This window comes from Citrobacter sp. Cpo100 (genome assembly GCF_030332595.1).
Lineage (GTDB): Bacteria > Pseudomonadota > Gammaproteobacteria > Enterobacterales > Enterobacteriaceae > Citrobacter > Citrobacter portucalensis.
Genome location: NZ_JAOWHM010000037.1, coordinates 519,345 through 532,666, shown reverse-complemented (window position 1 = coordinate 532,666; position 13,322 = coordinate 519,345). Strand labels below are relative to the sequence as shown.

At 52.1% G+C, this 13,322-nt stretch carries 14 protein-coding genes; 8 read left to right on the top strand and 6 right to left on the bottom strand.

Translation table 11 applies throughout. The features are described 5' to 3' along the window. Nucleotides 1–3: 3 nt before the first annotated feature. Entirely contained in the window at nucleotides 4–702 is a 699-nt protein-coding gene (gene urtE, locus OGX96_RS18080) for an urea ABC transporter ATP-binding subunit UrtE (RefSeq protein ID WP_048214207.1), read from the top strand. 40 nt (nucleotides 703–742) lie between these two features. Here urtE and ydeE read toward each other — a convergent pair whose 3' ends face one another. Then, on the bottom strand, nucleotides 743–1,930 hold the full coding sequence (gene ydeE / locus OGX96_RS18075; protein ID WP_032943415.1) for an efflux MFS transporter YdeE: 1,188 nt from the start codon (nucleotides 1,928–1,930) through the stop codon (nucleotides 743–745). Nucleotides 1,931–2,127: 197 nt separating this feature from the next. On the opposite strand from ydeE, the gene eamA reads away from it, so the two are divergent. Then, a complete protein-coding gene (gene eamA, locus OGX96_RS18070; RefSeq protein ID WP_100272486.1) occupies nucleotides 2,128–3,027 on the top strand; it encodes an O-acetylserine/cysteine exporter in 900 nt (299 codons plus the stop codon). A 769-nt stretch (nucleotides 3,028–3,796) separates the two neighbouring features. Here eamA and marB read toward each other — a convergent pair. Genes marB through marR form a run of 3 tightly spaced genes read right to left on the bottom strand, consistent with a single transcriptional unit; the run spans nucleotide 3,797 to nucleotide 4,882 of the window. Next, nucleotides 3,797–4,015 (bottom strand): multiple antibiotic resistance protein MarB, encoded by a 219-nt coding sequence (marB, locus tag OGX96_RS18065; protein WP_048226519.1) that lies wholly within the window; start codon nucleotides 4,013–4,015, stop codon nucleotides 3,797–3,799. A gap of 30 nt (nucleotides 4,016–4,045) precedes the next feature. Next, a complete protein-coding gene (marA, locus tag OGX96_RS18060; RefSeq protein WP_003032424.1) occupies nucleotides 4,046–4,429 on the bottom strand; it encodes an MDR efflux pump AcrAB transcriptional activator MarA in 384 nt (127 codons plus the stop codon). A gap of 18 nt (nucleotides 4,430–4,447) precedes the next feature. After that, nucleotides 4,448–4,882, bottom strand: a complete 435-nt coding sequence (gene marR / locus OGX96_RS18055; protein ID WP_003832935.1) for a multiple antibiotic resistance transcriptional regulator MarR — start codon at nucleotides 4,880–4,882, stop codon at nucleotides 4,448–4,450. 257 nt (nucleotides 4,883–5,139) lie between these two features. Between marR and OGX96_RS18050 the strand changes: the two genes are divergently transcribed. Beyond that, complete coding sequence (locus tag OGX96_RS18050; protein ID WP_003832936.1) at nucleotides 5,140–5,805, top strand: MarC family NAAT transporter; 666 nt, start codon at nucleotides 5,140–5,142, stop codon at nucleotides 5,803–5,805. Between the two features lie 43 nt (nucleotides 5,806–5,848). Here OGX96_RS18050 and OGX96_RS18045 read toward each other — a convergent pair whose 3' ends face one another. Both OGX96_RS18045 and ptrR read right to left on the bottom strand, forming a co-directional pair. Continuing rightward, a complete protein-coding gene (locus tag OGX96_RS18045; protein ID WP_032943422.1) occupies nucleotides 5,849–7,045 on the bottom strand; it encodes a sugar transporter in 1,197 nt (398 codons plus the stop codon). 222 nt (nucleotides 7,046–7,267) lie between these two features. Further along, nucleotides 7,268–8,143: a putrescine utilization regulator PtrR gene (gene ptrR / locus OGX96_RS18040; RefSeq protein WP_198802175.1), complete on the bottom strand. Its 876-nt coding sequence runs from the start codon at nucleotides 8,141–8,143 to the stop codon at nucleotides 7,268–7,270. A 102-nt stretch (nucleotides 8,144–8,245) separates the two neighbouring features. Between ptrR and sad the strand changes: the two genes are divergently transcribed. The 5 genes from sad (at nucleotide 8,246) to OGX96_RS18015 (ending at nucleotide 13,271) form a co-directional block, all read left to right on the top strand. Then, nucleotides 8,246–9,634, top strand: coding sequence for a succinate-semialdehyde dehydrogenase (gene sad / locus OGX96_RS18035; RefSeq protein ID WP_198802177.1), 1,389 nt, complete (start codon nucleotides 8,246–8,248; stop codon nucleotides 9,632–9,634). Between the two features lie 103 nt (nucleotides 9,635–9,737). Next, nucleotides 9,738–11,315 (top strand): methyl-accepting chemotaxis protein, encoded by a 1,578-nt coding sequence (locus OGX96_RS18030; protein ID WP_198802179.1) that lies wholly within the window; start codon nucleotides 9,738–9,740, stop codon nucleotides 11,313–11,315. A 62-nt stretch (nucleotides 11,316–11,377) separates the two neighbouring features. After that, complete coding sequence (glsB, locus tag OGX96_RS18025) at nucleotides 11,378–12,304, top strand: glutaminase B (RefSeq protein ID WP_003832944.1); 927 nt, start codon at nucleotides 11,378–11,380, stop codon at nucleotides 12,302–12,304. After that, a complete protein-coding gene (locus OGX96_RS18020) occupies nucleotides 12,304–12,663 on the top strand; it encodes a DUF4186 domain-containing protein (RefSeq protein ID WP_008784753.1) in 360 nt (119 codons plus the stop codon). Before glsB ends, OGX96_RS18020 begins: the two co-directional genes overlap by 1 nt. A gap of 80 nt (nucleotides 12,664–12,743) precedes the next feature. Then, nucleotides 12,744–13,271, top strand: a complete 528-nt coding sequence (locus OGX96_RS18015) for a GNAT family N-acetyltransferase (RefSeq protein ID WP_198802181.1) — start codon at nucleotides 12,744–12,746, stop codon at nucleotides 13,269–13,271. The last annotated feature ends 51 nt before the right edge of the window (nucleotides 13,272–13,322 follow it).

Genomic DNA, 13,322 nt, shown 5'->3' with positions numbered 1-13,322 from the left:
CATATGCTGCAGGTGAAAGAACTGAATCAATATTATGGTGGCAGCCATATTCTGCGCGGGGTGAGCTTTGAAGCGCGTATCGGTGAGGTGACATGCCTGCTGGGGCGTAACGGCGTGGGGAAAACAACACTACTAAAGTGTCTGATGGGACTTATTCCGGCCCGTAGCGGAAGCGTGCTCTGGCAGGATAAAAATGTCACTCACTGGAAGCCGCATCAGCGGGTCAGGGCCGGTGTGGCGTATGTCCCACAGGGGCGTGATATTTTTCCGCGTTTGACGGTCGAAGAGAATCTGCTGCTCGGTCTTTCCCGTTTTTCAGCTCCGGAGGCCCGGCATGTGCCGGATGATATTTACGCGCTCTTTCCGGTTTTACAGGAGATGAAGCATCGGCGTGGCGGAGATTTGTCCGGCGGGCAACAGCAGCAACTGGCCATTGGACGAGCGCTGGCAAGTCGCCCACAGTTGTTGATTCTTGATGAGCCAACTGAAGGGATCCAGCCGTCGGTGATTAAAGAGATTGGTCAGGTGATTTCTCAACTGGCGCACCGGGGGGATATGGCTATATTGCTGGTGGAGCAATTCTACGATTTTGCGCAGCAGTTGGCCGACAAATACCTGCTCATGTCGCGGGGCAGCATTATTCAAAGCGGCGATGGTAAAAATATGGAGGCCGAGGGCGTTCGGGGACTGGTTGCAATCTGAGGTATGCGACAGAGCGGCTTCGGCTCTGTCGCTATACTCATCAGCAGACCACCGTCTGCCCCCAGGGCTTGGCGCGCATGCCTTTTATCATGAGCGCCCAGGCAAGAACGATCGCCACTATCAGCGCGACAAACAGCGACCATGGCGGCAATGTGGTTAAAATGACGCCGCTGACTAATGGGTTAACCGCTGCGCCAAGCCAGCCCAACGACTGGGCGGAAAAATAGCTGGCTTTCATGCCTGCTGGCGCGATGTTGTCGATAAGCATGTATTCACCCGGCGCGTAAATGACTTCGCCGATAGTGAAAAACGCAGCAGAAATTCCCCATAACAACAGACTGTTGCCGGAGAAAGCGAAACCGACCAGGCCAACGACAAAGAAGACTGTACCCACTGTCATCAACGGGCGGATATTCGTGGCGGTGAGCCTGCGGCCAAGTGCGTATTGCAGTGATACTACGATGGCGGCGTTAACGGGCAGGACGACTGCTACCACTTTCTCGGCAAAATCGCCATCCGCTACCACCATAACGTATTGCGAAATACAGGACGCAAAAGCACCGCCAACAAACGATGCCAGAAAGGCCGATAACGTAAACCAAAATAATGCCCGGTCGCGCAGGAGTACCGAAGGGGACCACACCGCGGCGTTTAAACCTTCTGATGGTGCTGTCGAACGTTTTACCCAGGTCTGGATAAACACCAGTGGCAATGCTGAACAGGCGGCAGCCAGCCAGAATGGCAGGTTAATGCTTTGCATCACCAGTAGAGTGCCCAGCGGTGGACCAACGGTCCAGCCAATATTCAGCACGGTATAGTTAAGCGAGAAAATTTTAGTCTTGTTGGTGGCTGACAGATTATCGGCAAACCAGGCCTTCAGCACCGTGGCGAAGACGGAGTAGGCACAGTTGATCAGGGCAAAGAGTAAAACCACTACCACCACGTTATGCACCAGCGGGATTGCAATAAAGCCAGAGGCAAAGCCACAAATTGCCAGCAGCATATAGCGTTTTTTATCGAACTTGTCGGCCAGAATACCAAAGCCAAGGCTGAACACCACGCCAATGGTCAGCGCGACCGTCATCGCATAGCCGATCAGGTCAACGCTCAGATGATACTGCCGACTGAGGTAAATCGTCATAAATGGCAGAGTGGCGCCACGGCCAATTGTTAATAATAATGATGACGCGAGTAACGCGAGAGTGGACCTTCTCAAGGAGATATTCATTTGCCTGCCCGACAATGCTGTTGTTATGTTTTTTTTAGATATAAGAAACAAATAGCATGCCAAAACTGTGATGTACACTCAATAAGTTGTCCGAAAATGCCTTGCGTGGCCTACCTGAAATAATGATCTGTTACGGCACAACGATTTCCGTTACTTTAACTTGTTTACAAAAATTTAATATTTGCAGGGGCGGTGGTATGTCGCGTAAAGACGGGTTGTTAGCGTTACTGGTTGTCGTGGTTTGGGGACTGAACTTTGTCGTTATTAAAGTGGGTCTGCACAATATGCCACCGCTAATGTTGGCGGGATTACGTTTTTTACTGGTGGCGTTTCCGGCAATACTCTTTGTTGCCAGGCCGAAAATCCCACTTTCGTTATTGCTCGGCTATGGCCTGACCATCAGTTTTGGGCAGTTCGCATTTCTCTTTAGCGCTATCAAATTCGGCATGCCTGCAGGGTTAGCTTCTCTGGTATTGCAGGCTCAGGCGTTTTTTACCATTGTTCTGGGCGCATTTGCTTTCGGTGAGCGCCTGCAGGGTAAACAATTGGTTGGGATTGCGCTGGCGGTATTTGGCGTGCTGGTGCTGATTGAGGCCAGTCTGAATGGTCAGCATGTTGGCATGCTCGGTTTTATGCTGACGCTGGCGGCGGCGCTAAGCTGGGCCTGCGGCAATATCTTTAACAAAAAAATCATGCAGCATACATCGCGTCCGGCCGTTATGTCGTTGGTGGTATGGAGCGCGTTAATTCCCATTGTTCCGTTCTTCCTGGCATCATGGCTTCTGGATGGTCCAACGCAAATGACCCACAGTCTGGTGGAGATAGATATGACCACCATTCTTTCACTGGTTTATCTGGCGTTTGTGGCGACCATTGTGGGTTACGGTATCTGGGGTTCGTTACTCGGACGCTATGAAACCTGGCGTGTCGCGCCGTTGTCGCTGCTGGTGCCGGTCGTTGGACTGGCGAGTGCGGTCGTGCTGCTGGATGAAACGCTGACCGGATTGCAACTGCTCGGTGCGCTACTGATCATGGCAGGGTTGTATATCAATGTGTTTGGCTTTCGGTTGCGTAAGGTTGCATCGGTGAGGGGCTAAAAAAGCCCCGCAGTGGAGTAATGCTCGTCAGTTAAGCATGTATGGTGAACATGTGATTATTGCTCATGGTTCCGTTCACCTCAGCGGTGTCATTTCTCTGAAGCGTAGATACCCGTGAACGTGCAAGGGAGACTCACCGCCGTCTCCCTTGCATCCCAGGCTCCCGGCGGGAAAATCGTCGCTGCGCGAGTTATTCGTCTTATGTCGTCTGCCTGTCGGGTCGGGGCCGAGCCTGCGTCCCTGCGGGCCGTCCCCTCTGTCCGCATCCCTGCGGACAGACCCGGTCAGCCGTCAACACTCATCGATTTTCAGCCGGACCGGGGTCATCGCTTCAACGCACTGACTTCCAGTTATATCCGTATTGCTGTTCAGAGATATTCAAATAAAAGCGTAGGTGGTGAGGTGTGGACTGGTCCGGCTGAAAATTGCCGACGTGTTTCCGTAAGGCCGGGAGAGCCAGCATGGATGCTGGCTCAGGGCGCGCTTTGCAAGGACGCTTCCTCGCGCCCGGCCCGGTAGCCTGGAGGAATAAGCGGAGGGTATTGCGCAGCAACAATTTTCCTGCCGGGAGCCGGGATTGTAAAGGGCGTGGCGGAGAACGCCCTTTACACGTTCACAGGAGTCAGTGTTTTAGAGAAGCAATGCACATGAGGTGAACGGAACTCTTTCTCCTAGATAGCATGTTATTTACCTCCGCCAGCACAGGTTGATGCTTACTGAAACTGAGGCGCTAACTGACAGGCATTACCGCAGTGGCGGGGCAATATAATTACAGGTTGCGCATATTGTAATAAGGCACACCTAATTCGTCGGACTTGTCGCTGCCTGCACCCATATGATTAAAATCGAACGGGGACTGATCGTGCGCAGGGGGCATAATCATCGCGTCGCGACTGTTCTGGGTGGCAGGTTGCGCGGTCTGTTCCGCCATGCTCTGGCCCGAAACAACAAACATCAGGGCCAGCATTGCATAAGACAGAAGTTTCATGATTTCCTCGATTACGTCGTTAACTGGCGATTAGCAATTACATTGATTGAGTGGAAGCAAATAGCGTGATTCGCCGTGCATATTCGTCATACGGTACTTATGCGGCGGAACATCAAAATAGTTTTTGAATGTCCGGGTCAGCGTCTGCTGAGACTCAAAACCGTAACGCTCTGCCAGATAAAGAATGGGCTCGTTACTCTCTTTTAATTTTTGCGCTATTTCAGTCATTTTACGGCTGCGAATGTATTGACCCAGTGAATGGCCGGTTTCTTTTTTAAACATCCGTTGCAGGTGCCATTTGGAGTAACCTGAACGCTCAGACACTTTTTCCAGCGAGAGCGGCGATTCAAGGTTATTTTCGATCCAGTCCAAAATGCTATGAATAGTGATTGTGTCAGTATTGCGTCTGGACATCGTCATACCTCTTTCTGTTTACGGCAGGATTCTCTTAAGCAAGTGCTCAAGTGTGGCTACTTCATCCGCCGTTAAGTTTTTTGTTAATTCCTGGTGCAGGTCTTGCCCTACTAATTGATGACACTGCTCGCAAATTGCTGCGCCATGCTCAGTGAGTTTCACCAGCACGCCACGCTTGTCATGTGGATTCGGAAGCCTTTCGATCCAGCCTTTACAGGCCAGTCTGTCCAGCATCCGCGTCAGGGCGCCAAGGTCGACAGACAGCACTTTTTTCAATTCGACAGGGGTGATGCACACCGCGCAACGGATGGAGCAGAGCACCTTGAACTGCGATGCCGTGATATCCAGCGGTGACAGATAGTCGTTTAGCAAACGATCTTTTTTCTGATTAACCATATAGATCAAACGACCCAGTGGGATGATTTCGTTAAACAGATCACTGGTGTTTTTCACAATGGTTGCCCTGGCAAGTAGTTAGTCACGGCTGATATTATTGCTTAGGCAAATATAAGTCAAATGAATGAGTCAGCAAATGCCACGTTTTGTTAAATCATCAGACTCAACATCCGATGAGTGAAATTTTAACGATCTGATAATTATGGTTTATACGCGTGGATGAAAAATGAATCCTTACATCGCGAAAATGGCTTATCTCGCGGATTTCACCGTATACTTGCCGTTGACGATTAACGCACAGGAAAGATGACATTATGATGGACTTGTTTAAAGCGATAGGACTTGGGCTGGTAGTCCTGTTACCGTTGGCAAACCCGTTAACCACCGTAGCGTTGTTCCTTGGCCTTGCCGGCAATATGAACAGCGCAGAGCGTAACCGTCAGTCACTCATGGCTTCCGTTTACGTGTTTGCCATCATGATGGTGGCGTACTATGCCGGGCAACTTGTGATGAATACCTTCGGGATTTCGATTCCCGGGCTACGTATTGCGGGTGGGTTAATCGTTGCGTTTATCGGCTTTCGGATGCTGTTTCCGCAGCAGAAGGCGCATGATTCTCCGGAAGCGAGAAGCAAGTCAGAAGAGCTGGAAGACGAGCCGACTGCCAATATCGCCTTTGTACCGTTGGCTATGCCAAGCACTGCCGGTCCGGGGACGATTGCGATGATCATCAGTTCCGCGTCAACCGTGCGTCATGGTTCCGAATTTCCGGACTGGGTGATCATGGTCGCACCGCCGATTATTTTTGCGGTTGTTGGGATTATCCTGTGGGGCTGTTTGCGCAGTTCCGGGGGGATCATGCGCCTCGTCGGCAAAGGTGGTATCGAAGCGATTTCTCGTTTGATGGGCTTCTTACTGGTGTGTATGGGCGTGCAGTTTATTATTAACGGCGTGCTGGAAATTATTAAAACCTACGCTTAGAACGCTGTGCCCGGTAATCGTTAATGTCTACCGGGCACATTTTTCACGAATGCTGAGGCTGTTCTTCCAACGATACCGGCCATTTACGAAAGATAATCACCGACCATATCAACGCGGCAACGGCAGGCACTGCGCCGACGTAACCAATTGTAGACATCGACCAGTGTAAACTCACCTGATTGCCTACCAGCGCACCAGCGCCAATACCGATATTAAAGATACCTGAGAATAGTGCCATTGCGACGTCAGTCGCATCCGGAGCAAGCGCCAGCACTTTCACCTGCATTCCCAGACCTATCAGCATGATTGCGACGCCCCAGAAAATACTCAGGACAGCAAGGTGCATTTCGCTGTCAGCAGCCGGAAGTAACAGCACCAGGCATACCGTCAACAGGGCAATGGCACTGCTAATCAGCACGGATGCATGCAGATTCCCCAGCTTACCGAAAATGACGCTACCGACAATTCCCGCGCCACCCAGAACCAGCAACAGCACGGTAGCAAAGTTTGCGCTCAGACCCGCGACGGTCTGCACAAACGGCTCGATATAGCTGTAGGCCGTGTAATGTGCGGTGACCACAATCACCGTCAGTAGATACAGACTCATCAATGCCGGACGATGAAATAACACCGGCAGGCTTTTTAAAGAGCCGGAGTGCTCACTGGGTAGTTTGGGCAGGAGCTTAATCAGGCAAAGCAGGGTAACTAACGCCCCCATACCGATGGCGAAGAAGGTCGTGCGCCAGCCAAAATACTGACCGACGATACGTCCGATTGGCAGGCCAAGCACCATCGCCAGCGCGGTGCCGGTGGCAATCAGGCTGAGAGCCTGTGCACGTTTACCGGCAGGGGCCAGGCGGATCGCCAGCGATGCGGTAATCGACCAGAAAATAGCGTGCGCAAAAGCAATACCAATACGGCTAATTACCAGCACGGTAAAATTCCATGCCAGGAAAGAGAGCACATGGCTGGCGATAAACACAACAAACAGACAGATCAGCAGTTTTCGGCGCTCCACCTGACTGGTAAGTAACATAAAAGGGAGCGACATCAGGGCGACAACCCAGGCGTAGATCGTCAGCATGATCCCGACCTGAGCGGTCTGCATATTGAAACTTTGTGCGATGTCGGACAGCAAGCCGACAGGAACAAACTCGGTGGTATTGAAAATAAAACCGGCAATGGCAAGCGTAACTACCCGTAGCCACGCGACCTTGCGGGAAACAGTGTCTGTTGTCATATCAAATAAGAGGATTAGCTGCGAAAAGGTAAGGCCACGATCTTAAAACGTTTGCTGGCGAAAATACAATCATTTTGTGATGTGGATCTCATTTCATTGGCAGGGCGCCACAATGTGCTGCCGAACATTCCTCGGATTTTTAAGTATTTCAATAATAATGAAATTCCGGGCGTATGACTTCACCCGGATTTACAGGTATTCATGTTCTTTGAGGATTGCCAGTTACTCCGTGCTCTGTGATAACTGAGGGTTCAACACCTCAATAAACGCTTCCAGCTGACGTGTCATTGCACCTCTGCGCCAGACCAGCCATGTATTCAGCCAGCGCCAGTTCTCGCTTAGCGGCCAGGCGTTGACCTGATGATGCCCAGGCATGCTCTCCAGCATCGAACGCGGGATCAGTGCGATACCCGCGCCGGCAATGACGCAGGCCAGCATGCCGTGATATGACTCCATTTCATGAATGGTGCCGGGCATGGCGCGATCGGCATGAAACCAGCTTTCAAAATGGCGGCGATAGGAACAGTTGGCACGAAAGGCGTAAATACTGCAACCGTTGACGTCGCTGGCCCGCTGAATGGGGGGATGGCCGTGCGGCGTCACGATCATCATCTCTTCACGGTAGACCGGCATTCCTTCAAGTCCCGGATGGGTAATTGGGCCATCGACAAAGGCCGCGTTCAATGTACCGTCGAGTACGCCGTCCAGCATTGTGCCTGAAGGACCTGTCGCCAGCGCGAACTGAATTTTGGGGTAACGCTGGTTATATTCAGCCAGCGTGGCGGGGATGCGTACTGCTGCTGTACTTTCAAGCGAGCCGAGAGAGAAGAGTCCTTGCGGCTCATCCCCGGCGACGACCATCCTGGCTTCCTCAACCAGTGCCAGGATCCGCTGGCTGTAGCGCAAAAAGTTGTGCCCGGATGGGGAAAGCCGCAGGCGCTGGTTTTCACGAATAAACAGATCAACGCCCAGGTCGGCTTCAAGCTGACGTATACGGGTGGTGAGATTGGATGGCACGCGATGCACCTTCGCGGCGGCCTGCGTAATACTGCCAGTCTCCGCGACGGCATTGAACATTTCCAGCTGCGTCAGATCCATAATCTTCTCTATTCGTGAATGGTATGGTTAATATTATTCATTTTTCAGAAAGAGTAAATATGCTCATGATATAACCATACCCTGCGATAAAGAGAGGCACTTATGACTATCACAGCAGCAACACATGCGATTTCCATTGACCCTGCCAGCGGTGAAAGGCTGACGGCGACGCCGTGGGCCAGCGCGGAAGAGATTGATCATGCGCTGAACCTTGCCGCGAATGGCTATAGCGAATGGAAACATACTTCCGTTGAGCACCGTGCGCAAACGCTGCGCCAGATCGGGCAAGCTCTGCGCCATCGTGCGGAAGAGATGGCGGAGTGTATCTCATGTGAAATGGGTAAACCCATTAAGCAGGCGCGTGCTGAAGTCGCCAAGTCAGCTGCATTGTGTGACTGGTACGCCGAGCATGGACCGGCGATGCTCAATCCGGAACCTACGCTGGTGGAGAATAACCAGGCAGTGATTGAATATCGTCCGCTAGGAACCATTCTGGCGATCATGCCGTGGAACTTCCCGCTCTGGCAGGTAATGCGAGGTGCCGTCCCGATTCTGTTGGCCGGAAATGGTTACCTGTTAAAGCATGCGCCTAACGTAACCGGCTGTGCTGCAATTATTGCGCAGGTTTTCGCTGATGCGGGTGTACCTGCGGGGGTTTACGGTTGGGTGAATGCCGATAACACCGGGGTCAGTCAGATGATCAATGACCCGCGTATTACGGCGGTAACGGTGACAGGCAGTGTACGTGCTGGGGCGGCGATTGGCGCTCAGGCTGGGGCCGCTCTGAAAAAATGTGTGCTTGAACTGGGCGGCTCCGATCCGTTTATTGTCCTCAATGATGCTGACCTCGATCTGGCCGTTAAGGCGGCGGTCGCTGGGCGTTATCAGAACACCGGGCAGGTTTGTGCGGCAGCCAAGCGCTTTATTATCGAAGAAGGGATTGCGGCAGAGTTTACTTCACGCTTTGTGGCCGCTGCGAGCGCGCTCAAAATGGGGGATCCGCTGAACGAAGAAAACGATCTGGGGCCGATGGCGCGATTTGATCTGCGTGATGAGCTGCACCAGCAGGTAGAAGCCACCCTTTCCGAAGGGGCACGGTTACTTCTCGGCGGGGAAAAAATTGCGGGTCAGGGCAATTACTATGCCGTGACGGTACTGGGCGATGTCACTCCAGAGATGACGGCGTTCCGCCAGGAGCTGTTTGGTCCGGTTGCGGCAATTACCGTGGCGAAGAATGCTGAACATGCCTTAGCGCTGGCGAATGACAGTGATTTCGGCTTATCCGCCACGGTGTTTACTGCGGATGAAGCGCTGGCGCAGAAGATGGCGTCACGCCTGGAGTGTGGTGGCGTATTTATCAATGGTTACAGCGCCAGCGATGCCCGCGTTGCGTTTGGTGGTGTGAAGAAAAGTGGCTTTGGCCGCGAACTTTCTCACTTTGGCCTGCATGAGTTTTGTAACGTGCAGACCGTCTGGAAAAACCGCCTTTGATGGTGTGGGTGCCTCCGCTGGGGGCACCTGTCTTATTTCTGCAATTTTTCTGTCATTTACTCTCCGTACACTCGCAGCTAACGCTTTGATACAGAAGAGTAATATGAACATAACGCAAATTTTCCATCGTCTAATACCCCGTCAGTTCGGTCTTTTAACCGGCATTTTTTGCATTATTGCGCTGTTCTCTGTTTTGCAGGTCGTGTCCTCCTTGATGCTCTCGGCCTCAGTCAGCGACGCACAGCATAATGAAGGGCGTAATCAACTCGCGCTTTTGCAGCAGGCAAAGGTCGATGAAGCGCGGGTGGCGTTATTATCTGCCAGCGATTTACTTAACCGTGCGGGAATTTATTTTATGCAGGATGCCGCCACCGGTTCGGACGGGAGTTGGCGTCCGTTAATGGAAGAGGCGTATCGGGCGCTGGCGCAGTCAAAAAGTGCATGGGATGCCTGGCGGGATATGAAGCCGCAGTCGGATCCGGATCTAACTGAGAGCTATCAGCGTTTTTATAGCGGTATTCAGGAGCAGGCGGATGGGCTGATGCAGTCAGGTTCCATTGATGCGTTTTTTGCCGTACCCGTGCAGGCCTTTCAGACAGACTTTAACGGTAATTACGCGCGCTTTCAGCAGGACAGTGGGCGACATGCGGAAGCTGGGCGTCAGCAGCTGTTGACCAGTCTTGAGCGTTTACAGAATCTATTTTTGTTTATTCCTCTGGTGCTTGTGATTATCGCCTTTCTGGTCTGGCGTAGTATGTTCCGTTGGGTGATTATGCCGCTGCGACGGCTGATCGATCATATCGATATTTTAGCGGCGGGGGATCTTTCTCGCCCGGCCCCGCAGGTGAGTCAGTTTAATCGGGAAGTGACGCAATTAAGTTCGCGTATTGCTGCAATGCAGCAGGGGCTCTGCGCGCTGGTACGGCAGGTGAATGATGCCACCACCGCAATGGTAGGAAATATCAACGAACTTGCGCAGAACAATAAACAGCTATACCAGCAGTCGGCAAAACAAAGTGAAGAGTTGAGCACTGTGACATCGCATATTTCGGTTCTGGAAACGCATGTTGAGGATAACAGTGGCTTTGCTGAACTGGCGAATCAACGCGCAGTGCAGGCGCGTGATATTGCGGCAGGTGGAGACAGAATGATGGCGACGGTAAATGCGTCAATGCAGGCGATTGTGACTCGCTCGTCTGAAATGCGAGGGATTACAACGCTTATCGACAACATTGCATTTCAGACAAATATCCTGGCTCTTAACGCGGCAATCGAGGCAGCACATGCCGGGGAGCAAGGGCGCGGGTTTGCCGTAGTTGCGAAAGAAGTTGGGCTGCTGGCGCGAAAAAGTGGTCAGTCTACGCAAAACATTCAGACACTGATTAAACACTCGTTACAGGGCATTGAAGAGGGCTTTCACGCGGTTAACGGACTGGATAAGAATTTGCAGCAGGTTATCGCACTGGTGGAAAACCTCGGCGCGTTACTGAACGATATTTCGACTGCAACGTTAAATCAGGGGAACAGTATTCACCAGTTAACCCGTCAGCTTCATGTCCTGAACGGCGAAGCCCGACAAACCAGTGATCTGGTGAATGCTGCATCTGATTCTTCCTTACAGCTTCACCATGAATCTAACCAGCTTATGCAGGCAGTGGCCAGATTCCGCCTTCCGGCCTGACGCTGCGTATTCAGCTCTGTTATACTCGCAGGCCTTTCATACCTGCGAGCAAGGAGCATGTTGTGGCCAGGGCCATGGACAATTCAATTTTAGAGACCATTGTGCAGCAGGTTCGTCCGCTGATTGGTCAGGGTAAAGTCGCTGATTACATTCCGGCATTAGCCTCCGTCGACGGTTCAAAACTGGGTATTGCTATCTGTACCGTTGATGGGCAGCACTATCAGGCGGGAGATGCGCAAGAACGTTTTTCTATTCAGTCGATTTCAAAGGTGCTTAGTCTGGTCGTGGCGATGCGTCACTATCAGGAAGAGGAGATCTGGCAGCGCGTCGGCAAAGATCCTTCCGGTCATCCTTTTAACTCCCTGGTGCAGCTGGAAATGGAGCAGGGTATCCCTCGCAATCCCTTTATTAATGCCGGGGCGCTGGTGGTTTGCGATATGCTGCAAGGGCGTCTAAGCGCACCGCGTCAACGGATGCTGGAAGTGGTGCGGGCATTAAGCGGCGTTTCGGATATCGCCTATGATGCGACGGTCGCGCGATCGGAGTTTGAGCACTCGGCGCGTAACGCCGCTATTGCCTGGTTGATGAAATCCTTCGGCAATTTTCACCATGACGTGCCCACCGTTTTGCAGAACTATTTTCACTACTGCGCGCTGAAAATGAGCTGTGTGGAACTAGCGCGGACTTTTGTCTTTTTGGCAAATCAAGGGCATGCCTTTCATCTTGCTGAGCCTGTGGTCACTCCTATGCAGGCCCGGCAGATCAATGCGCTGATGGCGACCAGCGGCATGTATCAGAACGCAGGGGAATTTGCCTGGCGGGTCGGGCTTCCGGCGAAATCAGGTGTGGGTGGCGGCATCGTGGCGATCGTGCCACACGAGATGGCGATTGCTGTCTGGAGTCCGGAACTGGATCCGGCGGGAAATTCACTGGCCGGTATCGCCGTGCTGGAGCAATTAACACAACAGCTGGGGCGCTCGGTTTACTGATGAAAACGCTCGATCCTCTTTTTGCCCGGCTGGCGAAATCAACGTTTCGCTCGCGGTTTCGTCTTGGTCAGAAAGAAAGGCAGTATTGTCTGGATAAAGGGGCGCCAGTTATCGAGCAACATGCTGCGGATTTTATAGCTAAACGACTGGCACCTGCGTTTCCCGCCAATGATGGAAAACAGACTCCTATGCGTGGTCACCCGGTATTTATTGCTCAACATGCTACGGCGACGTGCTGTCGAGGGTGTCTGGCGAAATGGCATGATATACCTCAGGGTGTAGCGCTAAACGATGAACAGCAACGTTACGTTGTCACGGTTATTTACCACTGGTTAGTGCTCCAAATGAACAAGCCATAGATAACATTATCCTATGATATGCCCCCTTGTGTTGTGTAATTGTTAAAAGCAGTATGAAGGGGTCAATCTAAGGAGAAACCATGGCTTCCGGCAAACCCTGCTTTGTGCTGAGCGCGGCACAGATTCTGTCGAGAATCGACGAGCTCAGCGATGTTCTTGAACAGTGCGTCAATGACGGCGCCTCCATCAGTTTTATGCTGCCCTTTAATCGCGAAAAATCAGAGCCTTTCTGGATGAAGGTCGCGCAAAGTGTTTCTCGCGGTGAACGGATCGTTCTTGGTACGCAGAATGCGCAGGGGGTGCTTGTCGGTACCGTCCAACTCATTATCGATCAACCCGAAAATCAACCTCATCGTGCTGATGTCGCCAAACTGCTGGTTCACCCTTCAGCGCGACGCGGTGGCCTGGCCCGTGAATTGATGAATGAACTGGAAAGTTGCGCGCGTCAACAAGGTAAAACGCTGCTGGTGCTTGATACGGCGACGGGCAGTGGTGCGGAGTTGTTCTACCACAATTGTGGGTGGAAAAAGGTAGGGGTGATACCTGACTATGCCCAAATGCCCGATGGGATGCTGACCGGAACCACACTTTTCTATAAAACGCTCTAATTTGTCGCCGGGGATTGATCAAAACAGGGTTTCAATGTATTAAAGTTTGCT